Annotated in this window: 18 protein-coding genes; 9 read left to right on the top strand and 9 right to left on the bottom strand. The window is 54.0% G+C overall.

The genetic code is table 11. The features are described 5' to 3' along the window. The first annotated feature begins 13 nt into the window (after positions 1 to 13). Positions 14 to 1,078, top strand: a complete 1,065-nt coding sequence (locus tag FU672_RS08420; RefSeq protein ID WP_148242878.1) for a sugar ABC transporter substrate-binding protein — start codon at positions 14 to 16, stop codon at positions 1,076 to 1,078. Between the two features lie 93 nt (positions 1,079 to 1,171). After that, complete coding sequence (locus FU672_RS08415) at positions 1,172 to 2,413, top strand: LVIVD repeat-containing protein (RefSeq protein ID WP_187360788.1); 1,242 nt, start codon at positions 1,172 to 1,174, stop codon at positions 2,411 to 2,413. Between the two features lie 52 nt (positions 2,414 to 2,465). On the opposite strand, the gene mtnK is transcribed toward FU672_RS08415, so the two are convergent. After that, positions 2,466 to 3,665 (bottom strand): S-methyl-5-thioribose kinase, encoded by a 1,200-nt coding sequence (gene mtnK, locus FU672_RS08410; RefSeq protein WP_148242877.1) that lies wholly within the window; start codon positions 3,663 to 3,665, stop codon positions 2,466 to 2,468. 103 nt (positions 3,666 to 3,768) lie between these two features. Between mtnK and mtnA the strand changes: the two genes are divergently transcribed. Next, positions 3,769 to 4,785 carry an S-methyl-5-thioribose-1-phosphate isomerase gene (mtnA, locus tag FU672_RS08405; protein ID WP_148242876.1) on the top strand — a complete coding sequence of 339 codons (1,017 nt, stop codon included), beginning with the start codon at positions 3,769 to 3,771 and terminating at the stop codon, positions 4,783 to 4,785. Positions 4,786 to 4,828: 43 nt separating this feature from the next. Then, entirely contained in the window at positions 4,829 to 5,308 is a 480-nt protein-coding gene (locus FU672_RS08400) for an SRPBCC family protein (RefSeq protein WP_148242875.1), read from the top strand. A 35-nt stretch (positions 5,309 to 5,343) separates the two neighbouring features. Here the strand turns inward: FU672_RS08400 and FU672_RS08395 are convergent, their stop codons facing one another. After that, positions 5,344 to 5,616 (bottom strand): helix-turn-helix domain-containing protein, encoded by a 273-nt coding sequence (locus FU672_RS08395; protein ID WP_148242874.1) that lies wholly within the window; start codon positions 5,614 to 5,616, stop codon positions 5,344 to 5,346. 106 nt (positions 5,617 to 5,722) lie between these two features. Here FU672_RS08395 and FU672_RS08390 point away from each other — a divergent pair, with 106 nt between their 5' ends. Continuing rightward, positions 5,723 to 5,974: a helix-turn-helix domain-containing protein gene (locus FU672_RS08390; RefSeq protein WP_148242873.1), complete on the top strand. Its 252-nt coding sequence runs from the start codon at positions 5,723 to 5,725 to the stop codon at positions 5,972 to 5,974. Positions 5,975 to 5,993: 19 nt separating this feature from the next. After that, positions 5,994 to 6,782: a DUF2971 domain-containing protein gene (locus FU672_RS08385; protein ID WP_148242872.1), complete on the top strand. Its 789-nt coding sequence runs from the start codon at positions 5,994 to 5,996 to the stop codon at positions 6,780 to 6,782. An 87-nt stretch (positions 6,783 to 6,869) separates the two neighbouring features. On the opposite strand, the gene FU672_RS08380 is transcribed toward FU672_RS08385, so the two are convergent. Genes FU672_RS08380 through FU672_RS08370 form a run of 3 tightly spaced genes read right to left on the bottom strand, consistent with a single transcriptional unit; the run spans position 6,870 to position 8,709 of the window. Next, entirely contained in the window at positions 6,870 to 7,412 is a 543-nt protein-coding gene (locus FU672_RS08380) for a 1,2-dihydroxy-3-keto-5-methylthiopentene dioxygenase (RefSeq protein ID WP_148242871.1), read from the bottom strand. Beyond that, positions 7,409 to 8,098, bottom strand: a complete 690-nt coding sequence (mtnC, locus tag FU672_RS08375; protein WP_023334872.1) for an acireductone synthase — start codon at positions 8,096 to 8,098, stop codon at positions 7,409 to 7,411. The genes FU672_RS08380 and mtnC overlap by 4 nt, the downstream gene beginning before the upstream one ends. Further along, the gene (locus FU672_RS08370; protein ID WP_148242870.1) at positions 8,095 to 8,709 is read right to left on the bottom strand and encodes a methylthioribulose 1-phosphate dehydratase; all 615 of its coding nucleotides are present in this window, start codon (positions 8,707 to 8,709) and stop codon (positions 8,095 to 8,097) included. The genes mtnC and FU672_RS08370 overlap by 4 nt, the downstream gene beginning before the upstream one ends. A gap of 122 nt (positions 8,710 to 8,831) precedes the next feature. Here FU672_RS08370 and FU672_RS08365 point away from each other — a divergent pair, with 122 nt between their 5' ends. Then, positions 8,832 to 9,992 carry a pyridoxal phosphate-dependent aminotransferase gene (locus FU672_RS08365; protein ID WP_148242869.1) on the top strand — a complete coding sequence of 387 codons (1,161 nt, stop codon included), beginning with the start codon at positions 8,832 to 8,834 and terminating at the stop codon, positions 9,990 to 9,992. Here the strand turns inward: FU672_RS08365 and FU672_RS08360 are convergent, their stop codons facing one another. The 3 genes from FU672_RS08360 to citR all read right to left on the bottom strand — a co-directional run bounded on the left by FU672_RS08360 (position 9,993) and on the right by citR (position 12,877). After that, positions 9,993 to 10,619, bottom strand: a complete 627-nt coding sequence (locus FU672_RS08360) for an IbrB-like domain-containing protein (RefSeq protein WP_148242868.1) — start codon at positions 10,617 to 10,619, stop codon at positions 9,993 to 9,995. Then, positions 10,592 to 11,827 (bottom strand): phosphoadenosine phosphosulfate reductase, encoded by a 1,236-nt coding sequence (locus tag FU672_RS08355; protein WP_148242867.1) that lies wholly within the window; start codon positions 11,825 to 11,827, stop codon positions 10,592 to 10,594. The genes FU672_RS08360 and FU672_RS08355 overlap by 28 nt, the downstream gene beginning before the upstream one ends. Positions 11,828 to 11,959: 132 nt before the next feature. Continuing rightward, positions 11,960 to 12,877 carry a DNA-binding transcriptional repressor CitR gene (citR, locus tag FU672_RS08350; RefSeq protein WP_148242866.1) on the bottom strand — a complete coding sequence of 306 codons (918 nt, stop codon included), beginning with the start codon at positions 12,875 to 12,877 and terminating at the stop codon, positions 11,960 to 11,962. 623 nt (positions 12,878 to 13,500) lie between these two features. Between citR and ahpC the strand changes: the two genes are divergently transcribed. Then, entirely contained in the window at positions 13,501 to 14,064 is a 564-nt protein-coding gene (ahpC, locus tag FU672_RS08345) for an alkyl hydroperoxide reductase subunit C (RefSeq protein WP_008501015.1), read from the top strand. 188 nt (positions 14,065 to 14,252) lie between these two features. Beyond that, positions 14,253 to 15,818, top strand: a complete 1,566-nt coding sequence (gene ahpF, locus FU672_RS08340; protein WP_148242865.1) for an alkyl hydroperoxide reductase subunit F — start codon at positions 14,253 to 14,255, stop codon at positions 15,816 to 15,818. Between the two features lie 61 nt (positions 15,819 to 15,879). Here ahpF and uspG read toward each other — a convergent pair whose 3' ends face one another. Then, positions 15,880 to 16,308, bottom strand: coding sequence for a universal stress protein UspG (gene uspG, locus FU672_RS08335; protein ID WP_023310731.1), 429 nt, complete (start codon positions 16,306 to 16,308; stop codon positions 15,880 to 15,882). Positions 16,309 to 16,319: the final 11 nt, after the last annotated feature.

Here is a 16,319-nt window from a genome sequence, read left to right as displayed (position 1 = left end):
AACGGGATAAAAAATGAAAAAGATTGCACTCTCTTGGGTGGCACTTGGGTTGCTCACTTCTCTGCCAGGCTTCGCAGCTACGCCCGCGCCGCTTCCGGCTGCCATTGCGAACCATGACGGCCCGATCCGCATCGCGGTGATCCGTAACCTTGGCTCAGACGACAACACCACGCAGTTTATTGCGGGGGCAATTCAGGAAGGGAAAAAGCTCGGCTTTAAGGTCAGCACCTTTTTAAGCAACGGCGACGACGCCAAATTCCAGGACTTCGTTAACCAGGCGATCAGCCAGAAATATGACGGGATTATCCTCTCTCAGGGGCGCGATCCGTACTCCACCGCGCTGGTGAAGAAAGCGGTGGATGCCGGGATCAAAGTCTCGGTGTTTGATACTGCCGTGAACGGCGAGATCCCGGGCGTAACCGTCACCCAGCAGGACGACGCCTCCCTGACCAACCTCTCTTTCGGCCAGCTGGCGAAAGATTTCAACGGCAAGGCCAATATCGTCAAGCTGTGGGTGGCGGGCTTCCCGCCGATGGAACGTCGTCAGGCGGCCTATAAAGCGCTGCAAAAGCAGTATCCGGACATCAAAGAGCTGGAGTCTATCGGCGCTGTTTCCTCTGACGTGCAGGGTGATACCGCCAACAAGGTGGGCGCGATCCTGGCGAAATACCCGAAGGGCAAAATCGACGCCATCTGGGGCACATGGGACGCCTTCAGCCAGGGCGCGTATAAAGCGCTGAAGGAGAACGGCCGCACCGAAATCAAACTCTACAGCATCGACATCTCCAACCAGGATCTGCAGTTGATGCGCGAGCCGGGCAGCCCGTGGAAGGTGAGCGTGGCGGTGGATCCGAAGCTGATTGGCGCGACCAACATGCGTCTGGTGGCGAACAAGATAGCCGGGGAAGCGACGCCTGCGACTTACGCTTTCAAAGCGGCCGCCATTCCACAGGCGCTGCTGACCGCCCAGCCGGGCGCCGTGAACGTGGCGTCTCTGGGTAAAATTATTCCGGGCTGGGGCCAGACCGAAGATTTTATCGCCCCGTGGTTTGCGACGCTGGAAGCGAAAAATAAATAAAACCAAGCCGGGTGGCGGCTGCGCCTTACCCGGCCTACATTTCGCACCCGTAGGCCCGGTAAGCGCAGCGCCACCGGGCGTAAGGAGCATAAGGTGACTCAATTACCCCCTCCCGAATACAGCCGCAATATGCGGCTGATTGGCCATAGCGACCAGGGTGGTCGCCCGGACGGCGTACAGCTGATGGTGCATCGCGGCTTTGCCTATATCGGCCATATGGTGTCGCAGGGCTTTTCGATTGTCGACGTGCGCGACCCGAAAAACCCGAAAGCGGCAGGCTACGTGCCCGCACCGCCCGGCACCTGGAACGTGCACCTGCAGGCGCATGACGACCTGCTGCTGGTGATTAACGCCCGGGATCTGTTTGCCGATGCCCGCTTTGCCGACGAGAAGGTCTACTACACCCGTCAGGTGGGGGAGACCGTCAGCGACGTGAACGACAAAGGCTGGAGCGCCGGGCTGCGCGTCTTTGATATCTCCACGCCGGACAGGCCGCGCGAAATCGGCTTTCTGTCGCTGAGCGGCATCGGCATCCACCGTATCTGGTACGTCGGCGGCCGCTGGGCCTACGTTTCAGCGCTGATCGACGGCTTTACCGACTACATCTTCCTGACCATCGATCTGGCTGACCCGCGTAAACCCGAGGTGGCGGGGCGCTGGTGGCTGCCGGGGATGAACCAGGCCGAAGGCGAGAAGCCGAACTGGCCGGAAGGGAAACGCTACGCGCTGCACCATGCGATTATTGCCGGCGATACCGCCTACGGCAGCTGGCGCGACGGCGGCCTGACGCTTCTCGACGTGAAGGACCGCACCCAACCGAAGCTGATTAGCCACCGTAACTGGAGCCCGCCGTTTGGCGGCGGGACGCACACCGCGCTGCCGCTGCCGGACCGCTCTCTGCTGGTGGTGCTGGACGAAGCGGTGCTGGATAACCAGCAGGACGGCGAAAAGCTGATCTGGCTGTTTGATATCCGCGAGCCAGTGAACCCGGTGAGCATATCCACCTTTCCGCAGCCGGATGAAACCGACTACGTGGCAAAAGGGGCGCATTTCGGCCCACATAACCTGCATGAGAACCGGCCGGGGAGCTTTGTCAGCTCGACGCTGATTTTCGCGACGTATCAGAACGCGGGCGTGCGCGCGTATGACATTTCGAACCCGTACCGTCCGGTGGAAACCGGTGCGCTGGTGCCCGCCGCGCCGGAGAGAATGATGGATACGCGGCCCAATCGTCCGCAGGTGATCCAGTCGTGCGACGTGTTTGTGGATGCGCAGGGAATAATTTACAGCACGGATTATAACGGTGGGTTATCGGTGATTGAGTATTTGGGGTAAGTGCGGTTTGATGCCCTCACCCCGGCCCTCTCCCAAAGGGAGAGGGAGAAAATCAGCTGTACTGCCGCACCCGTGCCACCAGATCTTCCGCGCTGTCGATGCGGTCGGCAATGACAATCAGCGCTTTGCCGAGCGTTATCGCGTGGCGCAGACATTCGTGGCGCATGGCTTCATCCTGAATGGTGTCGATATCCGCGACGTGGGACAGCCCGACGCTGCGGCGAATGAGCTCGGTGCCGCAGAAGCCGATGGCGTCATGCCAGACCTTTTTCAGGAACGCGGAGGCATAGCCCGGTGCGCTGAGCGCCGCATCGCGGGCTTTCTCGTTTGCCAGTGCCTGGAAGCGTTCCGCGAAGGTGTTCCACAGTTCCTGAATATCGGTCAGGCGCTGCTCGCGTGCGGCGGCGGCATCGCGAATGCCCAGGTGCCCCGGCAGACCGCAGAAGTTCAGCAGCAGGTTGCCGATGGCGGTGCCGACATCAAAGCCAATCGGCCCGAAATAGCCGAACTCGGCGTCGATGGCTTTCAGGCTGCCGTCGGCCACAAAAATCGACCCGCTGTGAATATCGCCGTGCAGCAGGGCTTCAGCCTGAGAAAAGAAACGGTGCTTCAGGGAGGCCACGGCAATTTTCAGCTGAACGTCGTCGCGCAGGGCCGCTACGTCATTTCCCAGCTCGGCCGGGTAGCTGTTGCGCTCGTGGATCTGGTACGGATCGTTGAAGAACAGATCTTCGGTGATCTCGCACATCTCCGGGTTGATGAATTTTGCCACCAGCGCTTTTTTATCGTGCGGGTGCAGGTAGAAATCGCTGGTGTGGAACAGCGCTTGCGCGAGGTATTCGCCCAGCTGTCGTGCCGCCTGCGGGTAGTAAATGTTGTTGATCAGCTCGCCGCGCCAGATGCGATGGCTGGAGAGATCTTCCATCACCATCACCGCCAGTTCCGGGTCGAAGTGGTGGATTTTCACGGTGTGCTGCGGGCTGTGCTGGTAGTGCTCGACCAGGGTTTGTGCTTCAAGACGGGCGCGGTCCAGCGTCAGCGGCCAGGACTCCCCGACGCAGCGCACGTAGGGCAGTGCCTGCTTTACAACGATGCGGCTCACGCCTGCGTTGTCGAAAATTTTGAAAACCAGATTGAGGTTGCCGTCGCCTACCTCCTGCGCCTCCACCAGCGATGATGGGTCATCAAGGCCGCCAAACTGCCTGGCATACTCCACGGCGTCCTGGGCGGTAAAGGTACGGTATTGCGACATGGCCTGCTCCTCAGGGTTTGCTAATAAAGACATGTAGACGTCTATACATCTGGATTTCATCCTGACACAATGTGCTACAACAACGCAACAGGGAATTAACGACATGCAGACATTACAGACGACCAGCCTGCGAGTGGCGAATAATCAGCTCTTTATTCTCGATCAGCAGGCGCTTCCGCAGGAGAAACGCTGGCTGGATGCCTCTACGGTAGAGGCGCTGGTGGGCCACATTCACGCTCTGCGGGTGCGCGGCGCGCCGCTGATTGGTCTCTCTGCAAGCCTGCTGCTGGCGCTGCTGGCGGAAAACGGCAAAAGTCGCGACGAGCTGGCGGCGGCGCTGGAAACCCTGCGCGCGTCCCGCCCGACGGCGGTGAATCTGATGAACAATCTCGACCGCATGAAGCTGGCGCTCTGGAAGGAAGAGTTCGTTCCGGCGCTGGTAGCGGAAGCACTGCGACTGATTGACGAAGACAAACGGCTTTGCGACGCGATTGCGGATGCGGGCAGCGCGCTGGTGAAGCCCGGCAGCCGCCTGCTGACCCACTGCAACACCGGCGGGCTGGCAACGGCGGGCGTCGGTACGGCGCTGGGCGTGATTGCCCGCGCGCATCAGCAGGGTAACGTCAGCAACGTCTGGGTGGATGAAACCCGTCCGCTGTTACAGGGCGGCAGATTGACGGCGTGGGAGCTTGGCGAACTGGGCGTGCCGTATCAGCTGATCGCCGATTCCATGGCCGCCAGCCTGATGGCAAAAGGGCTGGTGGACGCCGTGTGGGTGGGGGCAGACCGTATTGCTGCCAACGGCGACGTGGCGAACAAGATCGGCACCTATTCTCTGGCGGTGCTGGCGAAATTCCACGGTATTCCGTTCTACGTGGCTGCTCCGCAAACGACTCTCGATCCGGACTGCCCGAACGGTGACGCAATCCCGATTGAGCAGCGCGCGGCCAGCGAAGTGACGGGCGTGGCCGGAAGCTTTGGCGCGGTGCAGTGGGCGCCGGAAAACGCGCAGGTCTATAACCCGGCGTTTGACGTTACGCCTGCCTCGCTGATTAGCGGCTGGGTGCTGGATACGGGCGTGGTCACACCGGAAGCGGTGGCAAACGGGAAATTCGCCTGAGCCCGACTATCCTTGTAAGGGGTTCCCTTAAGAGGACAACATCGTGACGCTCGATCCTGAAACTGACTTAAAACTGGAGCGCGTGGTGGATGCACCGCGCGACCTGCTGTGGCTCTGCTGGACTACGCCGGAGCACATCAAAAACTTCTTCATCCCTGTTCCCCATAAAGTGACCGAATGCGAGCTTGACCTGCGCGTGGGCGGGCGGTTCAACACCGTGTTTGAGGTGGACGGGCAGCGGATGGATAATCGGGGTGTCTTCCTGGAAATCGATCCGGGCAAAAAGCTGGTCTTTACCGACGGCTATACCGAGGGCTGGAAACCTGCCGAGAAGCCGTTTATGACGGCGATCCTGCTGCTGGAAGATGTCGGCGAGGGCAAAACCCGCTACACGGCGATTGCGCGTCATCCGACGAAGGAAATCCGCGAGCAGCATGAACAGATGGGCTTCCACGAAGGGTGGGGGATTGTGCTGGATCAGCTGGTGGGGTATGTGAAGTCTCTTCAACCCCCTCTCCCTTGAGGGAGAGGGTTGGGGTGAGGGGGAGAATTCATTGATCAAGTCGAAGATAGGTTTCTCTTTTTGGTATTCCTCATCTGACGAAATATTGGCTCTCCCTTTTCATCAAAGTATCTTTCCGGCCATATCACATCGGGCGGAATGTCTAGCGCCTGTGCGATAAGCAATTCACCTTTGGGCCATGGTCGGGTAAGCACGTTTGCCAGTGTTGATGAGGAAAGGCCAGCCTTTCGGGACAACGCAGCCAGGCTTGTTCCGTGTTTCTTTAGTGCGGCGATGATATCGGCAGGATGCCAGTTTTGATGACGCATTGTGTGCTCCTTACATGTGTTCGTTACGTGTTCAATTATCCTGTTTTGGGATAAAAACGCAATGGGAGGATATTCGATTTCAGGATATTTGTATGGAATCGGAACAATGGCCTCAGTTTACTCGGATGAATATCAGCGTGTTATCAGTGCATTAAAGAAAGCTCGGAAGGAGAATGGGATTACTCAGGCGCAGCTTGCTGATGCACTGGGAAAACCGCAGTCATTTATAGCTAAAGTGGAAAACGGCGAGCGCAGATTGGATGTGGTGGAGTTTGTGCATCTGGCGAAGTTGGTTGGGTTAGAACCATTCAATGTCTTAAATGATATTTTTGGTGAGCAATTAATTATTAATAATTAGCCTATTAGTGAGAATTTCGATGGAACTTGCGAAACAAGCTTTTTTTAATAAAATTAATAATCTATATCACTACCAACCATTTAAAGCAGAGTGGTTAAAGGAAACTCTTGTAGAAAATAAGATTTATTGCTCACACCCAGCTGACTTTAATGACCCTTGGGATATGAAACCTCTAATAAAAGATTTAGATAATGAAATTATTAGTAGAGAATATCTTGAATATCTAACCAAAGCAATGATTGAAAATAATATATCTAAAGACTCAATGGACAGAGCGTTGAACGATGCTTCATTTCTAAAGTATATGTCTGCAAGTAGCGCAATAGCACATTGGAATTTTTTCGAAGAAAATTTCCGAGTATATTGTCTAAGCCCTAAAAATGATAACTTGTTAATGTGGTCTCATTATGCCGACAAACATCATGGCATCTGTTTAGAATTTGAAACGAATAATATTGTTTTTGGAAGTGCCTGGATGGTTGAGTATCATGATGAGTATCCATACCATTCATGGCGAAGTGACTATGATCCTATAAGACTCGCACTCACAAAAGCAACTTGCTGGAAGTATGAAGAAGAGTATCGGATCTTACCTAAAACAAATAAAGCTAATGAGAAACAGCAGCAATCAATTCTTGTCGATGAATGTAATAAATTGGTATTTCCACGACAAGCCTTGAAGTCAATAATCATAGGTTGCAAAGCAAACTATGATGAGATTAAGGATTTTATCTATGAGTTAAGACCTGATTTATCTGTGCGTAAGGCACTTATGCAACACAATCATTATGGTCTGGATATTTATTAAATAAATAGTGATATTGCAATCTACAGCATGGCAAATACCATTGATAACCTTTTTATTAATATCAATGGTATTTACATGTAAGTCGAGTTAAGCCAGCCTCGGATACGCATCCGCAATCGCATCACCCGTAAACTGCGCCACCCATCCCTCCGGGTTATCGAAAATACGAATGGCCGTAAAATTTGGCTCTGAACCCATATCAAACCAGTGCGGCGTGCCCGCAGGAACGGAAATCAGGTCGTTTTTCTCGCACAGCACCTGATACACCTCATCGCCAATGTGCAGGCAGAACAGCCCTGCGCCTTCCACGAAAAAGCGCACTTCGTCTTCACCGTGGGTGTGTTCGTTCAGGAACTTCGCGCGCAGCGCCTCTTTCTGCGGGTTATCGGCGCGCAGGCTGATCACGTCCCAGCTCTGATAGCCTTTCTCCGCCACCAGTTTGTCGATGGCATGCTGATACGCCTCGATCACGGCTTCGGGCGCGGGATCGTGGCCTAAATCACGGTCGGCCGCCCAGCGTTCAAACCGCACGCCTTTAGCGTTGAGCTGCTGGGCGATCTCGGTGGCGTCGGTGCTGTGCCACTGATGTTGACTGGCGTCTTTATCGGAATAAATGGTCAATGCGCTCATGAAGGGATCTGCTCCGGATTAATCTCGTCAAACTGGTGGACCTGATGGTGGTGGCTTGCGCCGTCATCATCACCGCGAATCAGCTGCAGGGTGCGAAAACCTGCCTGTTCAGCCGCGTCCAGTTCCTGATGAATATCGGAGAGGAACAGGATCTGCGACGGGGCGATGCCCGTTTGTGCCGCAATGTTTTGATAAGACTGCACCTCGCGCTTGGCGCCGATGTGGGTATCAAAATAGCCGCTGAACAGATGAGTAATATCACCTTCGTCGCTGTAGCCAAATAACAGTTTCTGCGCGGCGACGGAGCCAGAGGAATAAACATAGAGATCAATACCTTGCGCTTTCCACTTTTCCAGCGCAGGCAGGACGTCCGGGTAGAGATGGCCGGTAAAGTCGCCGTTCACGTAGCCGTCATGCCAGATGATCCCCTGCAGGGCTTTGAGCGCCGTGGATTTGCGGTCTTCGTCCATAAAGGCAAACAGGGCGTCGATAAGCTCGCTGACGCTGGCGTGCGGGTGACCGATTTCATCACGCAGGTTGTCCAGAATGGATTTGACCGGCTCGGCGTACTGCTGGGCGGTCACGAAGGCCGCCAGCCGCTCACGCGCGTAGGGGAACAAAACATCATGGACAAAACGGATATCGCTGGTGGTTCCTTCAATATCCGTCACAATCGCGCGAATCATACTCTCTCCAGTTGTCGTAAACGCATTTCGCATTCAAATAAGAATTCTAATCCTTCCAGATGACGGCGGGCCTCGGCCACATCGCGTCCCCAGCAGGTTAAGCCATGACCGCGCAGAAGAAAACCATAATTAAGCGACCGTTCCTGTGCGTAATGGGCGATTCGGGAGGCGAGGGCGTCAATGTCCTGGTCGTTATCAAAGACCGGGATAGCCACCGTATCCAGATGCGTGGTCTGTCCGGTGAGGGATTTTTGCATCTCAAAGCCGCTGATGTTGAGCTCGGCTTCTTTGACCAGACGCGACAGCACCGTGGCGTTGACGGTATGAACGTGCAGGACAGCGTTGGCTTCCGGGAACAGACGATAGATGAGAGTATGCAACCCGGTCTCCGCCGACGGCCTGCGGCCAGACGGCGCGCGGTTGGTGGCGATCTCCACCTGCAGAAAATCCTCCGTCGTCAGGCTGCCTTTGTCTTTGCCGGATTCGCTGAGCCAGCACAGGCGCTCGTCCTGACGCACCGACATGTTGCCCCCGGTGGCGGGTGCCCAGCCTTTGGCACCAATCCAGCGGCAGGCGTCGACAAGATGTGTGAGTTGCAGGTTGTCTGTCATTTCCTTTTACCCTCGCGGCCAGGAATATTCATATGGTTTAGACGTCTAAGCGTCTTGATTGCCAAAGACTACCATCGTGTTATAGTGGCAGCAACATAAGTATTACAAGCAGGCGCGACACAATGAGCAATAACGCATTGATTCCACAGAGTAAACTTCCCAATCTCGGTACCACCATCTTTACGCAGATGAGCGCCCTGGCGCAGCAACACAACGCCATTAACCTTTCTCAGGGATTCCCGGATTTCGACGGCCCGAGCTATCTGCAGGAGCGTCTGGCGTATCACGTGGCGCGGGGGGCGAATCAGTATGCGCCGATGACGGGCGTGCAGGCGCTGCGGGAAGCCATTGCGGATAAAACGGCGGAGTTGTATGGCCATAAGCCCGATGCGAACAGCGACATTACGGTGACGGCAGGAGCGACCGAAGCGCTGTATGCAGCCATCACCGCGCTGGTGCGTGCGGGCGATGAAGTCATCTGCTTTGACCCGAGCTACGACAGCTATGCGCCTGCGGTTGAACTCTCCGGCGGCGTGGTGAAACGCGTGGCGTTACAACCACCGCATTTCCGCCCTGACTGGCAGGCGTTTGCTGCGCTGCTGAGCGACAAAACCCGTCTGGTGATTCTGAATACGCCGCACAATCCGTCGGCGACGGTATGGCAAAAAGCCGATTTCACCACGCTGTGGCAGGCGATCGCGGAACGTGAAATTTACGTGCTGAGCGATGAAGTCTACGAGCATATCTGCTTTGCAGAAGAGGGGCACGCCAGTGTGCTGGCCCATCCGCAACTTCGCGAGCGTGCTATCGCCGTCTCTTCATTCGGTAAGACTTACCATATGACCGGCTGGAAAGTGGGCTACTGCGTCGCACCGGCTGCCATTAGTGCTGAGCTGCGCAAGGTGCACCAGTACCTGACCTTTGCCGTGAACACACCGGCTCAGCTGGCGCTCGCAGATATGCTGCGCGCTGAACCCGGGCATTATCGCGAGCTACCGCACTTCTATCGTGACCGTCGGGATCTGTTTGTGGCGGCGCTGAGTAAAAGCCGTCTGGAAATTTTGCCCTCAGAAGGCACTTACTTTCTGCTGGCTGACTACAGCGCCATTTCCGATCTGGATGACGTCAGTTTCTGCCAGTGGCTGACCAAAGAAGTGGGCGTTGCGGCGATCCCGCTATCCGTCTTTTGCGCCGATCCCTTCCCGCATAAGCTGATTCGTCTCTGTTTTGCGAAGCAGGAATCGACGCTCCTGGCAGCGGCAGAGCGCCTGAACAGGCTCTGATTATTTCACCGTCCAGGCTTCTGAGTAGCGACGGTCTGCAAACAGTTCCAGCAGACCGTTGATTTGCTTAAGGCGCAAGACTTCATCGCTATCCATCCCAAGCTCTGTGCCTATTTTTGCATCGTCCCAGCCGAGCTGAACCAGTTCACGAACAATCTCTGACATGGCATTGATCTGATGTCGCCCACGCGCACGGTTGTGGCGAATGGTGGCAGCCATTCGATTATGTTTGTCCTGCCGCGCCTGGCGCAAGCAGGTGACGGGTAAATACCCTTTGAGCTGGCGCTTTAAGCTCGCCCGGTTCGTGCCGATTTCGTGGCGGTGAAAACCGTCCACGATTTCATAGTGTTGAGACTTGCTTTCGGACACAACGATAGGCTGGGTGAATCCATCAAGTTCCAGCGACTGACTGAGCAGCCGTTTTTCCGGTGGGGCAACGTTATTGGGGTTGTAATCGTTGGCGGTGATCTCGTCCTGTTTAACCCACAGAACGCAGTCTATGGGGTGATCACGGAAAGGGCTGTTTTTGTGTATCGCCTGACGAAAGGCATTAATGGCGTTTATTCGATCCTCTTCGGGAAGTGACTGAAGGTAGGTTTCTATTTCGGTGATGATTCGCTGTCGCATAAAATGCCCCACTCCTTGCGTTTTGCCTTCATTCTGTCGCTGTAGCGCTGATAATGTTTGGGTTTATTTGGGCTGAAGGAAAGTGCCCGGCACCAGTAATCGTTATTAAGTAAAACCTTACAAATACGTCGCCATGAGGGAATGTCTTTGGCACCGATGTCCCTGTCCTGGGTATCGGGAATATCGTCCATACCGCGCTTTTGGTACCAGTGAAGATACACCGCGATTTTATTGCGGTAATGCTCTGCCGTATTTTGCGGCATGCTGTCGAGCAGCAGCATGGCGTATTCGCGCCAGCAAAGGCGATCGGGTTTAAGTATTTTGCGGTGACCATAAAAATGGTTGTCGTGACCGGCATAGATCCCGCCGCTGCGCACGCCGCTAACCCGCTCGCACATCGCCGCCCAGCGTTCGGGTTCGACCACATGGTAGAGCCATAATCCCTGGCGCTGTTCGGGACCAAAAGGTTCGCAGATACGCATATAGCGCGGAGGCACACCGGCCTGGTACATCAGATCGTAAAGCGGGTTGTAGCCACATCCCGTTTTGGCGAACCAGGTCCAGATATCGGCCGTTTTCCAGTCGTAGAGGGGGTATATATACCAGGCATGCCCGCCTGGTGAGACGGTCGTCCAGGGGCGGTCATCCGAAAACCGCTGCTTACGCGCTGAAGCGATAGCCAGAAAGCGGTTGTAGGATTCATCGGCGCGGATCCCAACCATGACTGCAGCAGGGCGTTTTTGCGCGTACCATTCCGCAAAATCGCGCACGAAGGCTTCAAACGTCATACCCTGTTGATAAAAATCGAAATAGTTTGGATCGGTAATGGCATCTGCCGGTGGCTGGCGAACCCAGTGTGTTCCGGGTGCCCAGCATTGCCATTCAGGTTGAAACTGTGACAGGGCGTTTTGTGTTGTGATAGGGAGCGCCACCCACCAGAACTGATGGATAACATCCTGATAAAGCGCTCGCATAGTCTCAACATGCTGAATGGTTAACGAGAACTGCGCTTCCCAGTCCAGAAATAAAACATCTATTTTTCGTTTCAACTGCCGTGCCTGCTGGGCCACAAGATGAAGCATCACGGTAGAATCTTTTCCACCAGAAAAGGAAACACAGACTCCTGGGAAATTGTTAAGCGTCCAGTCTATGCGTTCTGTAGCAGCTTCAAGAACATTTTCCCGGAGAGGGATTTTATAGATCGACATGGTTGATCGCATCCTGCGTGGTAAATGTCTAAACGAAATTAAACATTATTATGAAATTATTTTCCCTTACTTTCACGGAATCATTTTTTTCAATTTATGATTCTTTTATTTCACCGTGCAAATGATTCTTAATCAGACAGAGGGGGAGACAATGAGTTTATGCATTTTCTCAATAAATGTTGAAAAAACACTGCTGTTCAGTGATGAACGGCTATAGAGCATATAGACATGTAATTCGGGGAGTGCAAACGGGGTCTCAACCCTTTTTAGTTTTAACGTGTCTTTATATGTTTCATAGATTGATATGGGAATGAAGCCTAACAAATCAGAGGTGCTGACCATGGAAATGAGCGAACTGACTGAGTCCGTGCGAAAAACAATATTCCTTTCAGGAAAAGCGTCATTGGCGCGATTCTGGAACTCTTTAACGCCAGGATGAGCACTCTGGTAAAAGGTGAATTTCTCGCGGTATAACGCTTCGGTACTGACCTGGTCGGTGATCCTTGGATGGCCTTCTCTGCAAAATAGCGTTATTGGTATCGTGGTGAAGAGCGTACACACCACTGAGCGATTATTTACCGGTGCAATCGTGAATATCAGGTCGGCTTTACGGTACGCGAGCAGATCCTCGGCGGACTCCGGGGAGATAAGGACATCGCGTTGTTCTACCTCATAATTTTCTTCAGACATTAACAGTTTCAGCGGTTCGAGCATATAACCGGGCGAAACCATTTGAGAGCAATAAATGACGAAGTTTTTCTTGATCTCTGAGTGATGCATCAGATTGATAGTTTTCTCAATCTGGTTGAGATTCTGTTCAAGATGATGGTGCAGGTTGGTGCCTACCGTAGTCGGCGTAATCCCTTTACCTGAACGGATAAAAAGGGGGTCATTGAGCTGGCCGCGCAGGCGTTGTAGCGACTGGCTCACGGCAGAGGGCGTGATGTACAGCGTCTCGGCGGCCTTACTGATACTGAGATGTTGGTAAATGCATTCGAAAATGACTAACAGATTGAGATCGAATTTTTTAAGCTCATAGAGATTTGCCATTTTTCGTCCTGCGGATGCCGGGTTTGCTGGAGTTATCACATTAATGATAACTATAGATTGAAGTTAACCATTTACAATCTTTGTGGTTCACTGACTTAATTTTATATTTAAGTCATCTTAATATATCACGGCGTCAGATTAATGAAATAGAACTTCAAGGGTGATTAAGATAATTTTATCTTTAAAGTGTGAGTGGCTTATTTGAATGACAAACGACATTTATATATAGTGGGGTATTCATAATAAAATTAAATCTATAACCTTCTGAAAGCATTTTCGATTTTGCCTATCACAGTCATAGGCAGGAATACCCCTCTTATGGATTGCTCAAAGCCGGGACGGATGGTGTAATCAACGCGCTGTTACCGCCTTGATACTCAGGGTTGTAGAGCGCAACGCAACGCCAGTTTCGGCTGGCACTGAATGTACCTGCGGGGAATTCAGGTATCAGGGCCGCCCGTTGAGGCGGCCTTTTTACTTTCAGGCTTTCCTGTAAAAGGTTCGCCTTGTTGTCTTGTCGACGTTGTAAGGTTTGGCTGATTGATTTGATAAAGCATACGCATTAGCCCCGATAAACAAAGTTAGTTACCTTACATCTCAACGAAAACACGGAGGAAGTACAGATGTCTTTGATTAATACCAAAATTAAACCTTTCAAAAACCAGGCGTTCAAAAACGGTGAGTTCATCGAAGTTACCGAGAAAGATACCGAAGGCCGCTGGAGCGTCTTCTTCTTCTATCCGGCTGACTTTACTTTCGTTTGCCCGACTGAACTGGGTGACGTAGCAGACCATTACGACGAACTGCAGAAGCTGGGCGTGGACGTTTACTCTGTCTCTACCGATACCCACTTCACCCACAAAGCATGGCACAGCAGCTCTGAAACCATCGCAAAAATCAAATACGCGATGATCGGCGACCCGACTGGCGCCCTGACCCGTAACTTCGACAACATGCGTGAAGATGAAGGCCTGGCTGACCGCGCCACCTTCGTTGTTGACCCGCAGGGCATTATCCAGGCTATCGAAGTTACCGCTGAAGGTATCGGCCGTGATGCTTCTGATCTGCTGCGTAAAGTGAAAGCGGCTCAGTACGTGGCTTCTCACCCAGGCGAAGTGTGCCCGGCGAAATGGAAAGAAGGCGAAGCGACTCTCGCTCCATCCTTAGACCTGGTCGGCAAGATCTAAGTCTGTAAAGCCTGGCGGCGCTGCGCTTGCACAGGCCTACAGTATCGTAGGCCGGGTAAACGAAGTGCCACCCGGCAATCAATGGGCGCCCCCCGCGCCCATTTTATTCAAGCACCATGATGCAAGTTGCATTCAGGCCGCCTGATTAAGGCAGCTTGCATGATGACGTCTTAAGAGAGGGAAGAACAATGCTCGACACAAACATGAAAACCCAGCTCAAGGCCTACCTTGAGAAACTGACCAAACCTGTTGAGCTGATTGCCACGCTGGACGACAGCGCGAAATCGGCAGAGATCAAGGAACTGCTGGCAGAGATCGCCGAGCTGTCGCCGAAAGTGACGTTTAAAGAAGATAACGCGCTGCCAGTGCGTAAGCCCTCCTTCCTGATCACCAACCCAGGCTCCGACCAGGGACCGCGCTTTGCCGGTTCTCCGCTTGGTCACGAATTTACCTCACTGGTGCTGGCGCTGCTGTGGACAGGTGGTCATCCGTCAAAAGAAGCGCAGGCGCTGCTGGAGCAAATCCGCGATATCGACGGTGATTTCGAGTTTGAAACCTATTACTCGCTCTCCTGCCACAACTGCCCGGACGTGGTACAGGCGCTGAACCTGATGTCAGTCCTGAACCCGCGCATTAAGCACACGGCGATTGACGGCGGTACCTTCCAGAATGAAATCACCGATCGCAACGTGATGGGCGTTCCGGCGGTCTACCTGAACGGTCAGGCGTTCGGCCAGGGCCGTATGACGCTGACCGAAATCGTTGCCAAAGTGGATACCGGCGCAGAAAAACGTGCGGCGGACGAGTTGAACAAACGCGATGCCTACGACGTGCTGATTGTCGGTTCCGGCCCTGCGGGTGCGGCGGCAGCGGTGTACTCCGCGCGTAAAGGTATTCGTACCGGCCTGATGGGCGAACGCTTTGGTGGCCAGGTGCTGGATACCGTGGACATCGAAAACTACATCTCCGTGCCGAAGACTGAAGGCCAGAAGCTGGCCGGGGCGCTGAAGGCGCACGTCAGCGACTACGACGTGGACGTGATCGACAGCCAGAGCGCCAGCAAGCTGGTTCCGGCAGCGGTCGAGGGTGGTTTACACCAGATTGAAACCGCGTCCGGCGCGGTGCTGAAAGCGCGCAGCATTATCATTGCCACCGGTGCGAAATGGCGCAACATGAACGTCCCGGGCGAAGATCAGTACCGTACCAAGGGTGTGACCTACTGTCCGCACTGTGACGGCCCGCTGTTTAAAGGTAAACGCGTGGCGGTGATTGGCGGCGGTAACTCCGGCGTGGAAGCGGCTATCGACCTGGCGGGGATTGTTGAACACGTTACGCTTCTGGAGTTCGCTCCAGAGATGAAAGCCGACCAGGTTCTGCAGGATAAAGTTCGCAGCCTGAAAAACGTCGACATCGTTCTGAACGCGCAAACCACGGAAGTGAGGGGCGACGGCAGCAAAGTGACCGGTCTGGAATACCGCGACCGCGTAAGCGGCGACGTGCACAGCGTTCAGCTTTCAGGGATCTTCGTGCAGATTGGTCTGCTGCCAAACACCACCTGGCTGGAAGGCGCGATTGAGCGCAACCGCATGGGCGAAATCATGATCGATGCGAAATGTGAAACCAGCGTGAAAGGCGTGTTTGCGGCGGGCGACTGCACCACCGTGCCGTACAAACAGATCATCATCGCCACGGGTGAAGGGGCGAAGGCGTCTCTGAGTTCGTTTGACTATCTGATTCGCACCAAAACCGCATAATAAAAGAAAGTAAGGCTACACCTGCAATAGCGAGAGGCCACCGAAAGGTGGCCTCTTTTTTTTATCTTACGACCATCACCGGTATGTGAGTGTGGCGGATCACGCTGGAGGCGTTAGAGCCCAGCAGATGCGTGGTAATGGAAGGGTTGCGCGAACCGATGACCACCACGTCTGCTTTCAGTTCGTTTGCCAGTTCGTTTACCGCATCGCGTACGCTGCCGAATCTGACGTGCGTTTTGATCCGTGAAGGGTCGATGCTGAAGTGGCTGACCATGGTTTGCAGGCGAGTTTCCGCTTCATGCTGCAAATGCTCCTCGAAGCGACGTACATCGGCGGCAAAGCGGTGAAGGCTCAGGCTGGCGGAGCCCGGCAGTACGTGCAACAGATGGATGACACCGTCCTGCTGCGCCAGGAACTCCGCATGGCGAACGGCCTTGTCGCTCAGCTCCATCTCAAAAACATCAACCGGCATAATGATTCTCTGATACATACCCGTTTCTC

The organism is Enterobacter asburiae, from assembly GCF_008080435.1.
Lineage (GTDB): Bacteria > Pseudomonadota > Gammaproteobacteria > Enterobacterales > Enterobacteriaceae > Enterobacter > Enterobacter asburiae_C.
Note: the sequence above shows the minus strand (reverse complement) of the source record. Positions and strands in the feature narration are given on the sequence as shown.